This is a genomic window from Dyadobacter alkalitolerans DSM 23607 (genome assembly GCF_000428845.1).
Taxonomy (GTDB): Bacteria; Bacteroidota; Bacteroidia; order Cytophagales; family Spirosomataceae; genus Dyadobacter; species Dyadobacter alkalitolerans.
In genome coordinates this window covers 79,646-99,133 of sequence record NZ_AUAS01000007.1, presented here as the reverse complement: position 1 = coordinate 99,133, position 19,488 = coordinate 79,646, and the positions used below count along the sequence as shown (strand labels likewise).

At 45.0% G+C, this 19,488-nt stretch carries 18 protein-coding genes; 6 read left to right on the top strand and 12 right to left on the bottom strand.

The features are described 5' to 3' along the window. Positions 1 to 5: 5 nt before the first annotated feature. From G395_RS0115450 to porW, 3 genes are read right to left on the bottom strand one after another with little or no spacing between them, the layout of a single operon-like run. Positions 6 to 1,139 carry a glycerate kinase gene (locus tag G395_RS0115450; protein WP_026630879.1) on the bottom strand — a complete coding sequence of 378 codons (1,134 nt, stop codon included), beginning with the start codon at positions 1,137 to 1,139 and terminating at the stop codon, positions 6 to 8. Between the two features lie 18 nt (positions 1,140 to 1,157). Beyond that, positions 1,158 to 3,455, bottom strand: coding sequence for a transglycosylase domain-containing protein (locus tag G395_RS0115445; protein WP_026630878.1), 2,298 nt, complete (start codon positions 3,453 to 3,455; stop codon positions 1,158 to 1,160). 51 nt (positions 3,456 to 3,506) lie between these two features. Then, positions 3,507 to 5,708: a type IX secretion system periplasmic lipoprotein PorW/SprE gene (gene porW, locus G395_RS0115440; protein ID WP_051350209.1), complete on the bottom strand. Its 2,202-nt coding sequence runs from the start codon at positions 5,706 to 5,708 to the stop codon at positions 3,507 to 3,509. Between the two features lie 132 nt (positions 5,709 to 5,840). Here porW and G395_RS0115435 point away from each other — a divergent pair, with 132 nt between their 5' ends. The 6 genes from G395_RS0115435 (at position 5,841) to atpH (ending at position 9,095) form a co-directional block, all read left to right on the top strand. Next, positions 5,841 to 6,089, top strand: a complete 249-nt coding sequence (locus G395_RS0115435) for an AtpZ/AtpI family protein (protein WP_026630876.1) — start codon at positions 5,841 to 5,843, stop codon at positions 6,087 to 6,089. 21 nt (positions 6,090 to 6,110) lie between these two features. Beyond that, on the top strand, positions 6,111 to 6,470 hold the full coding sequence (locus tag G395_RS0115430; RefSeq protein ID WP_026630875.1) for a hypothetical protein: 360 nt from the start codon (positions 6,111 to 6,113) through the stop codon (positions 6,468 to 6,470). 24 nt (positions 6,471 to 6,494) lie between these two features. Beyond that, positions 6,495 to 7,589, top strand: coding sequence for a F0F1 ATP synthase subunit A (gene atpB / locus G395_RS0115425; protein WP_026630874.1), 1,095 nt, complete (start codon positions 6,495 to 6,497; stop codon positions 7,587 to 7,589). A 44-nt stretch (positions 7,590 to 7,633) separates the two neighbouring features. Then, the gene (gene atpE / locus G395_RS0115420; RefSeq protein WP_026630873.1) at positions 7,634 to 7,897 is read left to right on the top strand and encodes an ATP synthase F0 subunit C; all 264 of its coding nucleotides are present in this window, start codon (positions 7,634 to 7,636) and stop codon (positions 7,895 to 7,897) included. Positions 7,898 to 8,040: 143 nt separating this feature from the next. Continuing rightward, positions 8,041 to 8,535, top strand: a complete 495-nt coding sequence (atpF, locus tag G395_RS0115415; RefSeq protein WP_026630872.1) for a F0F1 ATP synthase subunit B — start codon at positions 8,041 to 8,043, stop codon at positions 8,533 to 8,535. A 23-nt stretch (positions 8,536 to 8,558) separates the two neighbouring features. Continuing rightward, complete coding sequence (gene atpH / locus G395_RS0115410; RefSeq protein ID WP_026630871.1) at positions 8,559 to 9,095, top strand: ATP synthase F1 subunit delta; 537 nt, start codon at positions 8,559 to 8,561, stop codon at positions 9,093 to 9,095. Between the two features lie 70 nt (positions 9,096 to 9,165). Here the strand turns inward: atpH and G395_RS0115405 are convergent, their stop codons facing one another. From G395_RS0115405 to mltG, 9 genes are all read right to left on the bottom strand, one after another. Continuing rightward, on the bottom strand, positions 9,166 to 10,050 hold the full coding sequence (locus G395_RS0115405; protein ID WP_026630870.1) for a sugar phosphate isomerase/epimerase family protein: 885 nt from the start codon (positions 10,048 to 10,050) through the stop codon (positions 9,166 to 9,168). 33 nt (positions 10,051 to 10,083) lie between these two features. Further along, positions 10,084 to 11,766, bottom strand: a complete 1,683-nt coding sequence (locus tag G395_RS0115400; protein WP_026630869.1) for a carboxylesterase family protein — start codon at positions 11,764 to 11,766, stop codon at positions 10,084 to 10,086. Positions 11,767 to 11,920: 154 nt separating this feature from the next. Then, entirely contained in the window at positions 11,921 to 14,461 is a 2,541-nt protein-coding gene (locus tag G395_RS0115395) for an ATP-dependent Clp protease ATP-binding subunit (RefSeq protein ID WP_026630868.1), read from the bottom strand. Between the two features lie 65 nt (positions 14,462 to 14,526). Beyond that, positions 14,527 to 15,186, bottom strand: a complete 660-nt coding sequence (locus G395_RS0115390; protein WP_229204183.1) for a WbqC family protein — start codon at positions 15,184 to 15,186, stop codon at positions 14,527 to 14,529. A gap of 102 nt (positions 15,187 to 15,288) precedes the next feature. Beyond that, positions 15,289 to 15,915, bottom strand: a complete 627-nt coding sequence (locus G395_RS0115385; protein WP_026630866.1) for an L-threonylcarbamoyladenylate synthase — start codon at positions 15,913 to 15,915, stop codon at positions 15,289 to 15,291. A gap of 30 nt (positions 15,916 to 15,945) precedes the next feature. Then, a complete protein-coding gene (locus G395_RS0115380) occupies positions 15,946 to 16,938 on the bottom strand; it encodes a glycosyltransferase (protein ID WP_026630865.1) in 993 nt (330 codons plus the stop codon). Between the two features lie 115 nt (positions 16,939 to 17,053). Beyond that, positions 17,054 to 17,977: a YihY/virulence factor BrkB family protein gene (locus tag G395_RS0115375; RefSeq protein WP_026630864.1), complete on the bottom strand. Its 924-nt coding sequence runs from the start codon at positions 17,975 to 17,977 to the stop codon at positions 17,054 to 17,056. Positions 17,978 to 17,987: 10 nt separating this feature from the next. Beyond that, on the bottom strand, positions 17,988 to 18,401 hold the full coding sequence (locus G395_RS0115370; protein ID WP_026630863.1) for an acyl-CoA thioesterase: 414 nt from the start codon (positions 18,399 to 18,401) through the stop codon (positions 17,988 to 17,990). Continuing rightward, the gene (gene mltG / locus G395_RS0115365) at positions 18,401 to 19,438 is read right to left on the bottom strand and encodes an endolytic transglycosylase MltG (protein ID WP_026630862.1); all 1,038 of its coding nucleotides are present in this window, start codon (positions 19,436 to 19,438) and stop codon (positions 18,401 to 18,403) included. The genes G395_RS0115370 and mltG overlap by 1 nt, the downstream gene beginning before the upstream one ends. Positions 19,439 to 19,488: the final 50 nt, after the last annotated feature.

The following is a 19,488-nucleotide window of genomic DNA, read 5'->3' as shown; positions in this document are numbered from 1 at the left end:
GGACCTTATCTATTTGAAAAAAACAACCGCACAAGGTGAAAAGTTGCGTCCTTAACCAACTCAAAAGCATCTGCCTGGGCCTGGTTAAGATCCATAGGCCGGTTCAAAACGGACACTGCATAAGTTATGCCAGCATCACGCACTTGCTCGGGCGTGATCTGCAAAGTGCCGCAAACCACAGCCAGCGGAACCTGGTTTATGCTGCAAAAATCGGCCAGTCCTTTAACCACTTTGCCGGCCAATGTCTGCTCGTCAACCTTACCCTCGCCCGTGATAACCAGATCGGCATCTTTAATGCGCTCCGCAATGTGCGTTTGCTCAATAACAATGCTCACACCGTCTTTCAAGACTGCATTTAAAAACCAAAGGCAACCTGCACCTAAGCCACCCGCAGCACCTGCGCCCGGATGATTACTAATGTCCTTTTCAAAAGTTTTTGAAGCGATTTCACTCAGATTTTTCAAGCCATTGTCGAGCAATTCGACCATGTCGGGATCGGCACCTTTTTGCGGACCGTAAATGTGTGCGGCGCCGTTTGGCCCGTAAAGCGGGTTGGTAACATCGCAGGCGACCGTAATAGAAACAGCATTCAAACGGTAATCCTTTTCAGTTCCGTCAATGCGCGCGACCTCATGCATGGATTCACCTCTTGCAGGCAACTGCACATTGTTTTTATCATAAAAATGATAGCCCAATGCTTCCGCCATGCCGATGCCGCCGTCGGTCGTGGCGCTTCCGCCTATGCCTAAAATAATTTGCTGAACTCCCCGGCCCAACGCATCTTTGATGAGTTGACCGGTCCCGTACGTGCTGGTTAACAACGGATTGCGCTCTTCCGAAGACAACAATGCCAAACCGGACGCAGCCGCCATTTCAATGTAGGCAGTTTGCCCGTCACCAGACAGGCCGTAAGAAGCTGTGATTGAACGCCCTAGCGGATCATTCGCTTCGATGCGGATGGTTTTACCTTGCGCTTGCTGTGTCAGGATCTGCGCCGTTCCCTCACCGCCATCAGCTAGTGGAATGGTTGTGACATTCGCATGAGGATAGGCCAGTAAAATACCCTCGCTGACTGCCCGGCAAACGTCAATTGCTTCAAGAGAGCCACGAAATTTGTCAGGGGCAACGAGAATGTTCACGATCAGTGCATTAACCCATTAAAACAACACGCCTTCGTCGTCTGAGCGGGAAGGTGGAACATATGTGTCGGTGCTATCCGTGGACACGCCGCCGCATTCCCGCACGTAATTTTCAGGTTTTTTGAAAGGCTCTTTTCTGTATTGGACCAGCGTAGGATCTTTGTAAACTTTCTGCATGAACATTCCCCAGGCTGGCATGGCAATGCGACCACCCTGCCCGTAAGCAATGGTCCGGAAGTGAATGCTGCGATCCTCTCCTCCTACCCAGATCCCGGACACCAAATGTTGCGTCATACCCATGAACCAACCGTCCGAATAATTGGAAGTTGTTCCGGTTTTGGCCGCGATCTCGTTGCCTTCTGTTACGCCGTATTGTCTCAACCTTCCGGCTGTTCCTCCCGGATCTTCCACGGCTCCACGCATCAGATACAGCATATTATATGCCATATTCTCGCTGATTTCCTGATTTTGCTTTTGGAAAAATTCTTGCAAAACGTTGCCGTAACGGTCTTCAATGCGGAGAATGGTCATAGGCTCAGTCCTGTGACCGCCGTTGGCGAACGCGCTGTAAGCGCCTACCATTTCAAAAACCGATACATCACTGATTCCAAGACAAAGTGAAGGAACTTCCTGCAACTTGCTCGTAATGCCCAGCTTATGCGCATACTCAGCCACGGTTTTGGCCTTCACCATTTTTATCAGATAAGCACTAACGGTGTTCACAGACTTACCCAACGCCTGACGCAGTGAAAGTGACTGGTAAGAGTATTTATTATTGGAATTTTTAGGAGACCAACCACCTGGCACACCGTCGGAAGGGCCGAAATAAACCGGTGCGTCCGTTACGTGATCACAAGGCGTCAGGAAGTTTTTGTCCAACGCCGAAACGTATACAAAAGGCTTGAATGTAGAACCCGGCTGGCGCGATCCCTGCTTTACGTGGTCGTATTTAAAATATTTGAAATTGATGCCGCCAACCCAAGCCTTCACATGTCCATTTCGCGGATCCATTGACATCATACCCGCTCTCAAAAACCGCTTGTAATAAGCGATTGAATCAATCGGGCTCATCATCACTTCCTTCTCGCCATTCCATGAAAAAACCTTCATCTTGTAAGGTTTACGCATAATTTTCCACGCTTCATCTTCTCCCAGGTCACGCTTCAATGAGATAAAATGCGGCGATCGGCGGGCAGCTGTTGTCAGGAAGCCAGGAATTTCTTTTCCGTTATCAAATGACCATGGATTACGGCCTTTCCAGTGTTCGTCGAAGAGCTTTTGCTGTCCTTTCATATGCTCGGTCAGTGCGTCTTCCTGGTAACGTTGCATTCTTGAATCAATGGTCGTATAAATGCGCAAACCGCTGGTGTACAGATCATAATTCGTATCATGCTCCTCATTATACATCTTCACCCAGCTTTTCAGGTAACCCCGCATAGATTCCCGGAAATAAGGCGCTAACCCTGTATTATGGCCTTCTACGTTGAAATCGATGCCTAGGGACTTTTCCTTATATCTTTCAAAATCTTCTCTCGGAATGTAATCGTATTTGGTCATTTGCGCCAAAACCGTATTTCTGCGGTTCATAGCATTGGTAGGAAAGCGCAATGGGTTGAAAAGCGTCGGGTTTTGCAGCATCCCAACCAGCAAGGCAGCTTCTGTCACATTCAGATCCCAGGCCTCTTTATTGAAATAAGTCTTTGCAGCGACCTTGATTCCGTAGGTGTTATTACCAAACGAAACGGTGTTCAGATACATTTGCATGATCTCTTGTTTGGTATACTTCCTTTCCAGGATCACCGACAGGATCCACTCTTTGGTCTTTGCAATCACAATCCTTACCAAGGGTATTTTACCTAAAAGGCCTTCAAACTCCTCTGAACGCGTATTGAAAAGGTTTTTGGCAACCTGCTGCGTCAGCGTACTTCCTCCGCCTGAACTCGAATTCCCGGAAACGACACCCTTGAAAACACGCAACAAACTTCTTGGATCTATCCCTGAATGGTTCACAAAACGCGCATCCTCAGTAGCAACCAATGCATCGATCAGATTGGGAGAAATTTGCGAAATATCAATCTGCGTTCTGTTTTCGAAGAAATATTTACCCAAGGACTTCCCATCTTCACTGATCAGCTCGGATGCAAGTTCACTTTTAGGGTTTTCAAGCGTTTTCAAATCGGGCATTCCGCCGAATAACCAGAAAAAGTTAAAGCTTACTGCAACAATGTAAAGTATAAACAGACCCAGTCCAATTCCGATAGTCCGCCAGAGACGGATTATGGTGCGGCGATACTTTCCGGGTTGGAATTCAAGCATATAAAACGGAGTTAATTAATTGTAAACAGACAAATATACAATTTCGGCCAATTATCTCTTTCCCATGGAAAGTGAATTGAGCTCTTGCATTTCTTTGAGCCTTGGAAGGTAGATGCTGGAAGGGTATAATCTCATGAACTCAGCAATGGCCTGTGTATAAGCATCTTTGCCCCGCACTTTTCCAATCAGGAAAACGCGTAAAAGCGCAAATTTGTCCTCCATAGCGTGGCCTTTGTAAGCCGGAAGATTTTGTTCAATATCATCAAGTGCTTTGGTATAATCACCTTTCGAATAAAGGGCATAAGCCGCTTCATATTCCTTCACAGGGTTTCCCGAACCAGCCACATTACTGTCCGACGCCTTACCAACAAGCCTGGCATAGGTCGAAGTCGGATATTCCGTAAAAAGCTTGTTTTTCCATGTATCTTTATCATTATCAGCCTCATAGGTCAGATAAAGCAGATAATAGAGTTCTTCCTTGTATTGTGTTTTGGGATATTCCGCCAGAACGCGCTCGAATGTGTTGATAGACCGCTGCGATTCCTGTAAATCGAACCGGTAAATCTTGCCCAGATTATAAAGTGCGTCCTCCTTTTTCTTTTGAGATTCGGCCATCTGGCGTTCTGTTAAAGGAATATTTTGTTTCAAAGAAGCATGCAATGCGTCCCACTCCGGTGTGCCTCTTTTCAGACTGTTATCGGCGACCACTTCTGCTTGTGCAGCAAGTGAGTCGGGTGCATTCGGATCATTACCGGCCAGTGAGCGCATTTGCCGGCTGCTTCTACGCCAGTCGTCTTCCAAAGGACGGTTACCCCAGGTTCTTTTAAACTCCGTCCGTCCTTGATTAATCAGTGCCGGATCGTAAAGCTCCCACCTGCGTTCTCCACCATTGATCAGCGGGTTTTGGACACTTTGAACATTCGTGTTCTGAGCCGCCAACATTGCTTTTCTTTCCTTTGCCTCCTGCTCCTTTCTTGCGGTTTCCTGCGCTTCAATAATAGCGTCTATCCGGTTGTCAAGCGCGGCAGGGTTCATCTGCGCCAGCTTTTGCAAACTGTCTTCTGTATTTACTACGCTATAATGCTTTACAAATTCATCCAGGGCCCTCTTTCTCTCTGAAACAAGCTTGTATTCAGGTGCTTGCTGCGGCAGAATGGTTAGCGCGCTATCATAATATGCTTTTGACAATTCAAATTTTTCCAACGACTCGTAGTTAATCCGCGCGAGTTGCAAATAACTGTAAGCCTTTTGCTCCATATTCGCGCCTTTTGAAGCTGCAACGGCCTTTTGCAAATAACTGATCGCCTCCGGGATCTGCTTCCTATGCTCAGCCAGCAAACCCATCGTAAAGTAAATCTTGTCATTCAAGTCTGCATTCTTGCGATCACGAAGCATTTTATCAAAACCCACATCATCCAAATCTTTCTTCGGGTTCAGCACAACTTCATTTTGAAGCGAGTTCATGGAAGAATAAAACCCCAGATCATAACCCGGGCGATTTTTGCTTACACTTTTATAATGCTTATTCGCCAAGGCGTACTGCCCCAGACGGTCGTACATCTGCGCTGCCGCGAAGTGGATACGGGCTGTTTCGGTAGATTTTTTAAGGAGCGGAAATGCCTCTTCCAGGATCGCCACGGAAGTCAGATATTCTCCGTTTTGCTGGTGCAGGTAAGCTTTGGTAAGATAAAATTCACGGGTCGATGCTTTGCTGAGCGGCTGCTGGCTTAAATATTCGGCCACACCCAGTGCATTGGAAAAATCCTTTCTGATAATGTAAGCCCGCATAAGCAGGATTAGCGCATTGTTCTTGTCATTTTCGTCTTTGCCATTTGCATATACATAACGCAATGCTTCAAGTCCGTCGGCCCATTCGCCGAGATATAATCTCGATTTGCCCAGGACAATATAACTGTTGTCAACCCATTTACTATTCTGGTGCTTTTCGGCCACGATGGATGCCTTTTTGATTGCGTCCTGCAACTGCGGCTTTACCGGCAGGGAAAGCACCGAATCCATGGGCAGGAGGATGGGCAGCAATTCGTTATAGTTTTCTTTGTAAGCCTTATTCATCTGAAACTCCGCTTCGGCAAGTCCCTGCTCGGCGATGAAATAGGCGTTGTAATGTGCGGAAAGATTGTGGAAACCGACTGCGGCAGGCTTTGTACTGAACTGCGAACAAGCTGCCACCAAACTGATCATGGTTAGTGAAAGGGCTGTGCGGCAGATGTAGAGGGCAAAACGGTTGGTCACAAATATGAAGTTAGGGATGTCTTTGGTCTTCTTATAAGCAAATCTAAAACGGTAATTTAAATAATTACGTATCGAAGATAAGCGCAATTGTAAAATTTGGAGCAATTTTGCCTTATATAATCCGGCAACTACATGGAAACGAACAATGATGATGCGGCGAAGGACGAGCGTAAAAGGGCGCTGCAAAAACAATCTTCGGGTTCCCTGAAATATTCCGGCATGGCCACCCAAATGCTCGGGACCATTCTGATCTTCACTTACGGGGGCTATAAGCTCGACGAATGGCAGCAAAATGATGTTCCTGTGTGGACGCTGGTGCTGTCGCTGCTGTCCATTGCAGGTTCATTGTATATGTTGATCAAAGGTTTTACAAAAAAATAGATTGCACTTAAAGCGCCTCTAATGTTACGGACAGTTGCTGCTACTATCATTATCGGAATTGCATTTTTCCTTGCTCAACATTTTCACTTCGACCGCTTTTTGCACCCCTATATATGGTACATTCTGGTATTCTTCTTCGGGCTCTCATTTTTCGCACATCGCCTGATGGAGATCGGGTTTCGAAACAACCGTGAAAAATTCGTCACTTTTTACATTGCAGTCATCGTCGGAAGGATCATTCTCAGCTTGATTTTCATTGCATTATTTTTGTTCAAAGGGCTAAGTGATTCATTCTTATTTATCATCAACTTTTTTGCACTCTATTTATTTTATACATGCTTTGAAATATATGGTTTGTATCGTAACTTGCGCCGCAATTGACAAAGCATAGCATTTCAAGCCTTTATGTACACCCATTTGAGACTGTTTTTTACTACTGCCCTGGTTGCGGCAACCTGCCTTTTGAATGTTCCTGCAAGGGCGGACGAACCTACCCAGCACGAGGCTGAAAAGTTGGTTGAAGGCATTAATGAGCAAGAGCATAAAATTGAACATAATCTTGAAGAGTCAGAAGAGGAGTTCAATATTGGTCAGATGATCATGCACCACATTGCTGATTCCCATGAGTGGGAAATCACGCATGGCGTGGTTCTTCCGCTTCCTGTAATTCTTTATTCAGCAGATCGCGGAATTGAAGTTTTCTCATCTTCGAACTTCCACAACGAGCACCACGAATACAATGGTTATCACCTCGTTCACGGTGATGCTGAGACAATTGTCCCTGTTGACGAGTCCCGCGTTGTTTATGATTTCTCGATCACCAAGAACGTAGCATCCATGATGCTGAGCGCGGTGATCCTGATCCTGATCTTCACCAGCATTGCAGGTTATTACAAAAACAGCAAAGGCAAGGCGCCGAAAGGTTTCCAGTCCGCCATGGAGGTTATTATCCTTTTCATCCGCGATGACGTTGTGAAGCCAAATGTGGGCCCTAAATACGAAAAATACCTTCCTTACCTGCTTACATTGTTCTTCTTTATATTGGTAAACAACATTCTGGGTTTGCTTCCAGGATCGGCCAACGTGACGGGTAACATTGCTGTTACAATGACGCTTGCTGTGCTGACATTCATTGTTGTGCACTTGAACGCAAATGGTAATTATTACAAACACCTTGTGAAGCCTGATGGCGTTCCTATTCCATTGTTGCTGATTATGATTCCGGTTGAGATCGTAGGCGTGTTTATGAAGCCTTTCTCTCTCATGGTCCGGTTGTTCGCCAACATGACAGCAGGTCACATTATCCTTTTGAGTCTTTTCGGTCTGATCTTTATTTTCCAAAGCATTGTGATCGCTCCTGTTATTTCGCTTTTCGCCTTGTTCCTTAACTTTATCGAGATCATGGTGGCGTTTATTCAGGCATTTATCTTTACCCTTTTGTCGTCCATGTACATCGGAAGTGCCATTGAAGAGCACAGCCATGCAGATCACGGACATTGATTGAATCTCTTTTTTATTAATTATATATTTTAACAAACACAATTATGTTGTTTCAAATCTTGCTTCAAGCTGCAGAACAAAGTGGTGCTGGTCTAGCTGTATTCGGTGCTGCAATCGGCGCTGGTCTTGCTGCTATCGGTGCTGGTCTTGGTATTGGTAGAATCGGTGGAAGTGCTGTTGAAGGTATCGCTCGTCAGCCAGAAGCTGCTGGTGCTATCCAGACTGCCATGCTTATCATCGCCGCTCTTATCGAGGCGGTTGCGCTTTTCGCAGCGGTTATCTGTCTGCTGATTTCGTTCAAGCTGTAGTAAAAAACATTGGACCACGGGTCCTTACTTCTTTTGCATTAGGCGGCTGAGGTAACATTGAAATTCTTCGTGGGAGCATTAGGCTTCCACGATTTTTTAAGAAATAAAAGAGAGCGGTTCTTACACTCAAAACTCATTATACTATGTCATTGCTTACTCCAAACCCAGGCCTTATTTTCTGGATGCTGGTTGTATTCTTGCTGGTTGTTTTCATCTTAGCCAAATTTGCCTGGAAACCAATCATTAAAGGCCTTAAAGACCGTGAAAACGAAATCCAGGGCGCACTTGATCTTGCAGAGAGAACAAGAGCCGAAATGATTAAATTGAAATCGGACAACGAAAAGCTGATCGCAGAAGCAAACGCCGTTCGTGATCAGATCCTGCGCGATGCGAAAGATGCTGCGGACCGCACCATCCTTGAATCAAAAGATAAGGCAGCTGTTGAAGCACAAAAAATGATCGACAGCGCACGTGAAGCGATCCGTAACGAACAACAAACTGCCGTTACGAAGATCAGAAAAGAGGTTGCTGTTCTTTCCCTTGAAATTGCTGAAAAGGTTTTGCAGCGTGAGTTGAAAGACAAAGAAGCACAGGAAAAACTGATCGCAGACCTTGCTTCCTCTGCTCGCTTAAACTAATTAGTCCCTTAAATTAAAAATCAATGTCAGTAAGTATAGTTGCTTCCAGATATGCAAAATCGCTGATCGAGCTAGCCAAAGAACAGAATGTTCTGGAAGCGGTTTATCAGGATATGCTTTTATTTAAGGATACGGCCGATAAAAACAGGGGCTTAATGCTTGCATTGAAAAGCCCGGTTGTGCGTCACGAGAAGAAACTGAATATTTTGAAAGCGCTTTTTGAAACGCGTGTCAATTCGGTTTCCTACGCGATCTTTACCATCATTACGAAGAAAAACAGGGAGGCGATCCTTGACGAAATAGCAAACGAATTTATCCAAAGCTATAACCTGAATCAGGGAATCCAAAGAGCGACGGTTACGACAACCACCCCGCTTACGGAAGAGCTCCGCAAGCAATTCTCTGACATGGTTGCTGCCAAAACCGGCCGCACTGTGCAGCTGGCTGAGAAAATCGATCCAAATCTGATCGGCGGATATGTGCTGAAAATCGATGACCGTCAGATCGACGCATCTTTGAGAAGCCGTTTGAACGAGCTTAAATTACAGTTTGTAAACTGATATTTTTATCTGCATAATTTGGAAGACCCGGCTGCTATGCGGCCAGGTCTTTTTTTATGTCCGAATGTTGCTATACTTTCATTTTTGTAACATTCTTAAAGCTAATATCAATCGCTTCCAAAGCCGGGCGCTTCGCTACATCCTGCTCCACGAAGAAGTGCTGCAGACCAGCGATTTTGCGGGCGTCAAAGATCTTTTTGAAGTCGATAGAACCTGTTCCCACCTCTGCGAAAGACTGATCGGTTTTGTCCATATCCTTCACGTGCCACAATGGGAAACGGCCAGGATATTTTTTGAACAAATCAACTGGGTCAAGTCCTGCTTTTACGATCCAGTATAAATCCAATTCAAGCTTAACCAAGTCAGGATCTGTGCTTGCAATCAAATCGTAAGGAAGCTGGCCGTCCATTTTCTTGAACTCAAAATCATGGTTGTGGTAACCAAACTGCAAACCTGCTTTCTTGGCAACCTCACCTGATTTGTTAAACAGGTCAACGTATTTCTTATAATCTTCAATTGACTTTCTTTCGCCGTCCGTCAGATAAGCGCAGTTCACATATTTCTGTCCGATAGCAGCTGCGTCGTCAACCGCACGCTGCCAGTCATTGGATAATGTGCCTTTTTGGTCTTTCATCTGAACGCCTGCACCATAATGTCCGCTTACCGGGTTGAGTCCCAGGCCATCTAAAATCGCTTTGAATTCTTTTGGTGTTTTACCAAAAAATTTCCCGTCGTTATATCCAAAAAGCTCAACTTCCTTATATCCGATCGCCGCAACTTTTTTCAATGTCCCCTCCAAATCCTTCGCAAGGTCTGTCCGTAGCGTATAAAGCTGCAAACCGATCTTAGAGGATGCCTTAGCTGTCAAATCAAGTTTTGAAAGCATAGGAGCTGCCAACATAAAAGCACTCGCTTTCATGAATGATTTCCGTGAAATCTTCTCGTTGTAATTCATTTGTTCTCTGTCGAAAATTGGGGTTGGTTATATTTATTTGGTAATCATAATTGCTCCTGAGTTGGAAAGCTTTGTCTTCATTTCGTCCGTCACTTTCCAGTCTTCCGAAAAGTTGCCGTCGACTATCACATTGGTGGATGAATCTTTAAAGAAAAATAGGTCCTTGAATTCCGGAAGCCTGCGGTGCACAGGGGATATGAACGCTGCATCCTTATTATCTGCGCTAGTCCACCACGGCAAACCAGAGCTTACCGCCACATAATGCTTATCCACGGGGAATATGTAAAAAAGGCCATGCGCCTTGTCGGCCGCATTCAAATGCACCGGCAGCCGGTCCGCAAATTTTGCAATCAGCGAATTTGTTTCCTTTGTTCCGAACAGAATCAAATTGCCATTCTCTATATCGCTTGGCCGCACATTTTTATCAGCCAAAGTCCTCGGAAAGAACATGATCCTGCCTACAAACTCGCCTCTGTAATAGGACCAGTTCGCGGCCTGCGTGGCAGCGTCTACGCGCTTCTTTAACTCTTCTGGAGAAGGATTGTCAGCAGTGCCATACACGTAAATATGAGGTGTCGAGAATGCTTCGTATATCGGCCCTTCGGCTCCTTTTTTCTTAACCAGGCCTGTCGCAATTGGATTTGTAGCAACAGCCCACACATCATTGTTTTTCACGAAAGAAACCGAGCTGTCCACTTTCGCCGAAAGTGCTTTTCCGTCAATATTGAATGTTACATTGGTTGTCGCATTGAATTTCGGGTGGCCTTTCAGGTTGACTGTAAATGCAGAAAGGTTTTTTGTGGTAATGGTCGCAGCATTAGGCTTGTTCAGATTTGCGTCAATCTCTGCCAGGCTTCCCAGATTCATCTTATCAAACTGAACCCAGAACGCCTTATTGTATTTGTATTGCTTGCTGACAAACTTCACGCGATCGGGAAAAGGGTTACGTTCAGCATGCCCGAACCATTCGAAGATAAATTCATTGTCATAGGCACTTACCCAGCTGTCGTGTTTGACATCCACAAACTCTTTATAACTCACTTCTACACCAATGTCCTGCAAATGCTGCACCCACTTCCGCGTGTCTGCAACGGGAACAACGGGATCGGCATCGCCATGGAAAAAGTGGATAGGGAAATTCAATGCATTGGCTGCCAGATCGAATGTTCCATTCGGCGGCGCAGGGCAAACGGGCGCAATTGCTGCCCAAATGTCGGGCCTCGTCAACCCCAGCCAAAGCGTTCCTCCTCCGCCCATGGATAAGCCGGTGAGATAAGTTTTATTTTCATCAATTTTAAAGCGTTTTTTTACATCGTCCAACACATCATAAACGTCTTCCTCCGGGATGCCCTGATAACCTGCTGTTCCTCTTGCAAACGGCGCAGCGACAATGAAATCGACATCTTCCCACGGCGGAAAATAACGGGTTGCCTCTTTATCTGTTTCGTCCTCTGCATTGCTTTTCCCAAAGACACGCCGTAAATCCAGCCGGTGATTGGAACCAGCGCCATGCAGCATAATTACCAGTGGATATTTTTTGTTTTCGTCGAAATTTTTGGGGAGATAGAGGCCATATGGCTGCTCGGTATCGTCGGCGTCTGAGAAGAAAGTCAGGACTTGCGGGCCGGTAGCAAGCTTTTGCGCTTGTAAATTGGTAAAGCCCAGCAGTAAGCCCAGTACAATTACAACTGCTTTATTCCGGAATTTTACGGTCATTTGATATGATAATTTTCTTGGGCTAAATATAAACTAAATCATAACGACTATTTGCTAAAATCTGCATTTCATTCTTGGTAATGAATGTTAACAAAAAAGAGGCGGATCAAATGACCCGCCTCTTCAAGCATTATGACTCTAAGAGATCTGCCGCTTAGTTGGCAAGCTCTTCTTCTTTCTTACGAACACTGATAACAAGTTGTTCACTGTTCTCTTCGTGATTGGCAACCAGCACATCGCCTTCGCGCAAATCGCCTTTCAATATTTCCTCTGCAACGGGATCTTCAAGATATTTCTGGATCGCCCGGTTCAAAGGACGCGCTCCGTACTGCGGATCGTATCCTTTTTCCGACAGGAAGTCCTTCGCAGGAATTGTCAATTCTATTTCGTAACCCAAACCTTTCACACGGTTGAACAATTTGCCCAGTGAAATGTCGATGATTCTGTGCAAATCCTCGCGTTGAAGCGAGTTAAACACGATCACATCATCCAAACGGTTCAGGAATTCAGGAGAGAATGCTTTACGAAGTGCACTTTGAATGGTGCCTTTCATAATGTCGTCCTGGTTCTCTGTTTTTGCTTTGGTAGAGAAACCGATGCCGGATCCGAAGTCTTTCAAGTCACGTGCTCCAATATTTGAAGTCATGATAATGATCGTATTTCTGAAATCCACTCTGCGGCCCAGACCGTCTGTCAGGATTCCATCGTCAAGCACTTGCAGCAGAATGTTGAACACATCCGGGTGCGCTTTTTCGATCTCATCCAGAAGGACTACGCTATAAGGTTTCCGTCTGATCTTTTCAGTTAACTGACCACCTTCTTCATAACCCACATATCCCGGAGGCGCTCCTACCAAACGCGATACGCTGAATTTCTCCATGTATTCGCTCATATCGATCCGAACCAACGAATCATCTTTGTCGAACAGATAGGTAGAAAGCACTTTCGCAAGCTCGGTTTTACCTACCCCAGTTGGTCCAAGGAAAATGAATGATCCAATTGGTTTCTTAGGATCCTTCAAACCTACCCTCGTGCGCTGAATTGCTTTTACAAGCTTTTCAATGGGCGGGTTCTGGCCGATTACTTTGGCTTTCAATTCGTCGGCCATGTTCAGCAATTTCTTGCCTTCGTCCATGGACACGTTCGTTACCGGAATTCCCGTCATCATTGCAACCACCTCGGCTACATTATGCTCGGTTACGGTGTAGCGCTTTTGCTTTGTTTCTTCTTCCCAAGCCAGTTTCGCACGCTCCAACTGATCGATCAATTTCTTCTCACGATCTCTTAATTGCGCTGCTTCCTCGTATTTCTGGCTCTTAACAACCCGGTTCTTTTCCTGCTTGATATTTTCAATCTGCTCTTCAAGAACGAGAATATCTTCCGGAACCGTAATGTTACTAATGTGAACCCTCGCTCCTACTTCATCCAGAACGTCGATCGCCTTGTCCGGCAAGAAACGGTCTGTAATGTATCTTTCAGAAAGCTTAACAGCTGTACTGATCGATTCAGGCGTGTAGTTTACGTGGTGGTGATCCTCGTATTTATCCTTAATGTTTTCAAGGATCTGAATGGTTTCTTCAATCGAAGTTGCATCCACCATTACCATTTGGAAACGACGTGCTAACGCGCCGTCTTTCTCAATATATTGGCGATATTCGTCTAATGTCGTTGCACCAATACACTGGATTTCTCCACGTGATAATGCAGGCTTGAACATGTTTGAAGCATCCAGTGAACCAGAAGCGCCACCTGCGCCAACGATAGTATGAAGCTCATCAATGAAAAGGATCACATCCGGAGATTTTTCCAATTCATTCATTACAGCCTTCATTCTTTCCTCAAACTGACCGCGGTATTTCGTTCCGGCAACAAGAGAAGCCAGATCCAATGTTACAACACGTTTGCCAAAAAGCACACGGGAAACTTTTTTCTGAACAATTCTCAATGCAAGACCTTCTGCAATAGCAGTTTTACCTACACCGGGCTCACCAATAAGGATTGGGTTATTCTTTTTACGACGGCTAAGGATCTGGGCTACACGTTCGATCTCTTTTTCACGTCCAACGATCGGATCCAATTTACCAACCTCAGCCATTTTGGTCAGGTCACGTCCAAAGTTATCCAACACTGGAGTCCGTGATTTCTCTGCTCCTTTTGATTCTTTACCAGATGCAGAGCCGCTTCCTCCCCCGAACATGCCACCTCTTGCCTCATCATCTCCGTCTTCGGTCTCCGGCCCCATATGCGGCTTGGATCCTGATGATTGATATTCTAACATTTCTTTGATGACTTCGTAGTTAACATTAAATTTATGAAGAATCTGGGTGCCAACATTGTCTTCATCACGCAAAATCGAAAGCAGCAAATGCTCTGTCCCGATCAAATTACTCTTAAAAATTTTGGCTTCCAGATAGGTAATTTTCAAAACTTTTTCCGACTGTCTTGTCAGGGGTATATTTTGTAAATTCTTAACGTTATTGGTCGCTGCGCCCTTTGTTGCCTGCTCAATGGTCTGTCGGACATCGTCCAGTGAAACGCCAAGCTTCTTTAATAAGCCAATCGCCACGCCGTCTCCTTCACGAATCATTCCTAACAACAAATGCTCTGCTCCAATGTAATCATGACCGAGGCGAAGTGCTTCTTCCCGGCTCATCGTGATTACTTCTTTCACTCTATTCGAAAATTTTGCTTCCATTATGCAGCAATAAAAAGTGTTTAATATTCTAAACGCTACTTGATCCTCGTTTGTTCAAAATAGCTTTACTGGAACTTACAGGATCTTGACAAAACACTCCTTGCTTCCGGCCCCATATTAAATAGTAAATCGATAATACTCAAGTTGCTTACAAAATCATTCCCAAATGTCTGGTAGTAAGGCGCTGGCTTATAACATTCGGGTGAAAAGTCGCTTTTCTTATTGTTAATGAGTGAAATAGCATTAAAAACTCCGCTATCCTCCATTTCCGGACCTGACAAATTGTACTGTAAATCCTTTTTAACTCCTACCAATATAAGACAAATTGTCAATAATTCATAATTCAAATCGACGAGATAAGCTAATTTTTTGTCGTATATCTGCAAAAGCTCCGGGGCGTAAAACTCGTAAAACGGAGATTTTCCGTAAGCTGATTGCAGGCAGCCTAAATGACGGCGGATCCAATCCTGACCGTAGTCGATCTTAATGTCTTTCGTGGGGGTGGCTGTCTCGTACTTCTGAACCGGAACTGTCAGCTGGTCTACTTTATTCGCAGTTAGCACACTGCACCTGTTTCGATAGGTCTGCTTTACGTACCGTTCCTCAATGTCAATATAAATACGGTCGTACTTTAATAAACTTGTAAAATACGCTATACAAGGCAAATACTGTAATTCGATCCGTATTCCGCTAATTTCCTTACTGTTACTCTCAATTTCTGACACTATCAAATATGGTAAAGCCTCACGATATTATCAAAAAATTTATAATAAATATTTTACCCGGATAGCATTATACCATACGAACTTAAAACATTACAATTTGGCCTACAAAAACATACTCGTATCGCCCAGTCCTTCCCGGATGATCTCGAATCCGTCATTGTCCGATTTTACGATCGTCGAAGCAATGTTCCCACCGTATCCGCCGTCAATAACAATGTCCACCTGGTGCTGGAATTTCTCATAAATCAGCTCAGGATCAGTAGAATATTCGATGATCTCATCGTCGTCTTTGATAGAAGTCGTGACAATGGGATTACCAAGCTCTTTCACGATCAGGCGTGCAATGTTGTTGTCCGGGACACGGATTCCGACCGTTTTTTTATTGGTATTTAAAAGTTTGGGAACCGCGCTGGTGGCTTCCAGAATGAATGTATAAGGACCCGGCAAAACCCTTTTCATGATCTTGAATGCGGAATTATCGACGCGGGCAAAATCTGAAATGTGGCTCAGATCGTAGCAGATAAAGGAAAAATCGTTTTTCTGAGGCTTAATTCCTTTGATACGGGCGATTTTCTCGACAGCCCTGGAATTGTAAATATCGCATCCGAGCCCATAAACTGTGTCCGTTGGATAAATCACCAGGCCACCGTTCCGAAGCACATCAACGACCTGACGGATTCTTCTTTCGTCAGGATTTTGCGGGTAAATTTTTATAAACTCAGCAGGCATAGGCAATAGTAACTTTTTAAAATAACAATCCTAAAAGCTAAAACCTTCCTGACCAAGCGCTTTTTTTAAGTTTTTGATATAAAAACGATAGGCAAAATTAACAGGAAGATGAAGTCTGCACATTAAAACAACGAGCTCGGTTTGCCATCCCGGATTCTCAATGTAGTTCAGCAAAACCCGAAAACGAACTGCAAGTTCATATTCTTGTGCATACCAGCATTTTCTGATAAATGTACGGATGCGTGCGGCCAAAAGATCAAATTCCTTCTGGTCCCTATTCAGGTCGTAAGCTTTGTTGCAGACTGCGTAATATGAGGCCAGCATGCCGCTTCCCTTTTTATAAACCATGGAAGAAAGCGATGAGGGCACGATGCGCTTTTGGGTAAGGATTTCATCCAGATAAAAATATTGGAATTTGGCAGCCGAGCGCACCCAAAAATCAAAATCCTCGAATGTAAGCGTCTCGTCATAACCGCCGAGTTCCAGCATAGTGCTCGTACGCATCATCATGGTAGGCGTGCAAATGAAGTAACGTTCCAGCACATTTTTATAAACGTCACCCGAAGGAATCGGCCCGACCGCGCTGCCGAGCGCATCCACTGCATAGTGATTACCAAGCTCTTTTCCGGCAGGATCAATGTATTGGGCATTGGAAAAAATCACCGCATAATCCTCCGGCAGCAATTCAAAAGCTGCCACTTGTTTTTCAATGCGGTCGGGCATCAGCACATCATCTCCCGAAAGGTCGATCACATACTTACCTTTTGCTATGGACAGCCCGTAGTTAAAGGCGGCGCACAAGCCGGAATTTTTTCTGTTTTTGATCAATGAAAAATTCCGGGATGGATTTTTGAAAGTCCCGATGACAGCCAGCGTATCGTCTGCACTGGCATTGTCGATGATGATTAGTTCAATGTTGTGGTAAGTTTGGTCAAAGACCGATGCAAGTGTTTCGCCAATGTATTTTTCCTGATTATAGGCTGTCAGGATAACAGTCACCAATGGATTCTCCTTTTCTTTCATCTCAACACGAAGGGCAATTCAGACCGTTCAGCCATTTTTTTAGTTCTTAATGAAGCCGAAGGACAAAACTAGCAACATTGAGGCGATGTCAGAAAAGTAGTTAGTTTGCGGTAGTTCAGCGTTTCGAGATGGCTTTGGACCTGGTTGCTGTGTTAATTCCCGCATTGATTTCAAACCCAAGAATGATCACAAAAGCCAGCAGATAAAGCCAGATCATTAACGCAATCATGGTTCCTATGGAGCCGTAAAGTTTGTTATAGGAGCTAAAACGGGACAGATAAAAGGAGAAACCGTAAGTCGCAAAAAGGATCAGCACAGAAGAAATGACTGAGCCGGCGTTGATAAAGCTGAATTGCCGTCCATGCGATGGTGCAAACCTGTAAATCATGGAAATCGTGAGCATTAACGAGCCAAAACTGATCAGATAACGGGTAATGTTCAGCAAGCTGATCATCCAGGTGTCTCGCAGAATGTTCCAGTCGCTGAGAATATTCATCACCGCATCACCCACAATCAGCAAAATGACAGAAAGAAAAAGCACGAGAATTAGAAGCAGGGTCAGTAATGTAGCAATGCCGCGCAGTTTCAGGAACCCCCGCGTTTCGTTGTCATCATAAACCATATCAAATGACCGCATCAACGAAATCATCCCATTAGTCGACGCGATCATGGCGAAAATAAAACCGAACGAAAGCACGCCTTTCCTCGGCCTGCTGATAATGTCCATGATCGTCTGGTCGGCGTCTTCATAAATTCCGCTCGGAATGTTCTCGCGCAGCAACTCCATGATCTGCTGATCCAGGTGCTCGATGGGAATGTAAGGAATTAATGTAAAAAGGAAGATAATGGCCGGGAAGGCTGCCAGCGTAAGGCTGTAAGCGACCGCAGAAGCCCGCTGGTCAATGTCATATTTCCGGTTGCTCCTGACCAGGTTCACCAGGATTTCGTACAGAGAAACTGTCCCGCCCAGAAAAACGGTCTGCTGCAACCAGACAATTAGCCGCTTCACATGACGGTTCTTCAACAGTTTCTCAAGCATAGGCGGTTATTTAGATTTCAAAATACGGTTTCAGCTTATTCAGGAGCTTTTCCGGGGCCACGCAAAGTTTTCCATTGTCGCGTCGCTGAAAAACCAGTGTCGTTTCTCCTGTATTAAGCAGCACATTCAGCTGGTTACGGATCTCATAATGAAAAACAACCCTTATCCCCGGCATTTCCTGCAAAATAACGCGGATACTAAGCTCATCATCATAGCGGGCAGGTTTAATGTAGCGCGAGTGGTTTTCGTAAACCGGCATCATAACTCCTTCGTCTTCCATCACCTTGTAATGAAAATCCAGGCTCCGCAAGGCCTCCACTCTTCCTATTTCGTAATAGCGCGCATAATTTCCATAATACACATATCCCATCTGATCCGTATCCGCATACCGGACCCGAACGCCCTTAACTTCGTAAATGAACATTATTTCATGATTTTGAGTCGGTTCAACTCAGTCTGGTACATTCTTGCGTTGTTCAGGTGGTCCGAATAATTGGTGGCGAAGGCATGGTAACCTGAAAGGTCCGCCTTTGCACACATATATACATAATCGTGCTTTTCGTAGTTCAGCACAGCATTCAGGGAATTAAGGTCTGCAACGCGGATCGGGCCGGGAGGCAAGCCTACATTGACATATGTATTGTAAGGAGATTTAATCGAAAGCTGACCATTCAAAATCCGCTTGATAGCAAAGTCCTGTAGAGCAAATTTAATGGTTGGATCCGCTTGCAAAGGCATCTGCGCGTTCAGGCGGTTCATGTAAAGCCCTGCCACTTTGGCCCGCTCGTCTACTTTCCGCGCCTGTTCTTCTTCCACAATCGAAGCCAGAATGGAAACTTGCGCGGGCGTCAGTCCGATGGCTTTTGCTTTTGCAGTTCTTTCCTCATTCCAATACTTTTTATACTCACTGTGCATCCTGTCCAGGAATTTCTCCGTGCCGGTTGTCCAGTATATTTCATAAGTGTTTGGTAAAAACATGGAAACGATCGTCAGTGTATCCAGCCCGTATTTATTGCAAACTGCCGGATCGTTCAATGCTTTTCTGAAACCCTCTTCTCCAAACTCAAACCGACTGCCAATTCTTTTGATAAGATCTTCTTTCAGCCTGATATTGTTGAAAGTCAGCTTCACGGCATCCTGGTTTCCCGCCGCGAGCTTTTTAACCACCGTATAGTTACTTGACTTCGGCTTAATAACATATCTTCCCGGCTTTACCTTGTCAGGATAGTTCAGAAGCTTTGCCAGAAACTGAAATGAAATGTGGTCATTAATAACGTCATGCTTATTCAGCGAATCAAGCACGCCTTTATAAGTCCCGTTTTCAGGAATAAGCAATGCAAAGCTTGTCTCTTTATCCGCTTGCAGGTTTGGCGTTTTGAATATCTGCCAGAAATAAAACGTGAATGTTGTAGTCAGAATGGCAATTGTTACAAACAACCCTACTTTGAAATTACGCGACATAAGTGATACGGCTATCGGCTTCCGGCAAGCGGCCGTCGGCTTTTGTGTTT

Bases quoted from the DNA above. Each gene is read 5' to 3' on its own strand.
- G395_RS0115385 (WP_026630866.1), bottom strand. From the start codon at position 15,915: ATGCCTGCTGAGTTTATAAAAATTTACCCGCAAAATCCTGACGAAAGA.
- G395_RS0115445 (WP_026630878.1), bottom strand. From the start codon at position 3,455: ATGCTTGAATTCCAACCCGGAAAGTATCGCCGCACCATAATCCGTCTC.
- atpF (WP_026630872.1), top strand. From the start codon at position 8,041: ATGTCATTGCTTACTCCAAACCCAGGCCTTATTTTCTGGATGCTGGTT.
- G395_RS0115380 (WP_026630865.1), bottom strand. From the start codon at position 16,938: ATGAAAGAAAAGGAGAATCCATTGGTGACTGTTATCCTGACAGCCTAT.
- atpH (WP_026630871.1), top strand. From the start codon at position 8,559: ATGTCAGTAAGTATAGTTGCTTCCAGATATGCAAAATCGCTGATCGAG.
- G395_RS0115395 (WP_026630868.1), bottom strand. From the start codon at position 14,461: ATGGAAGCAAAATTTTCGAATAGAGTGAAAGAAGTAATCACGATGAGC.
- G395_RS0115375 (WP_026630864.1), bottom strand. From the start codon at position 17,977: ATGCTTGAGAAACTGTTGAAGAACCGTCATGTGAAGCGGCTAATTGTC.
- G395_RS0115405 (WP_026630870.1), bottom strand. From the start codon at position 10,050: ATGAATTACAACGAGAAGATTTCACGGAAATCATTCATGAAAGCGAGT.
- mltG (WP_026630862.1), bottom strand. From the start codon at position 19,438: ATGTCGCGTAATTTCAAAGTAGGGTTGTTTGTAACAATTGCCATTCTG.
- G395_RS0115430 (WP_026630875.1), top strand. From the start codon at position 6,111: ATGTTACGGACAGTTGCTGCTACTATCATTATCGGAATTGCATTTTTC.
- atpB (WP_026630874.1), top strand. From the start codon at position 6,495: ATGTACACCCATTTGAGACTGTTTTTTACTACTGCCCTGGTTGCGGCA.
- G395_RS0115400 (WP_026630869.1), bottom strand. From the start codon at position 11,766: ATGACCGTAAAATTCCGGAATAAAGCAGTTGTAATTGTACTGGGCTTA.
- G395_RS0115435 (WP_026630876.1), top strand. From the start codon at position 5,841: ATGGAAACGAACAATGATGATGCGGCGAAGGACGAGCGTAAAAGGGCG.
- G395_RS0115370 (WP_026630863.1), bottom strand. From the start codon at position 18,401: ATGTTCATTTACGAAGTTAAGGGCGTTCGGGTCCGGTATGCGGATACG.
- atpE (WP_026630873.1), top strand. From the start codon at position 7,634: ATGTTGTTTCAAATCTTGCTTCAAGCTGCAGAACAAAGTGGTGCTGGT.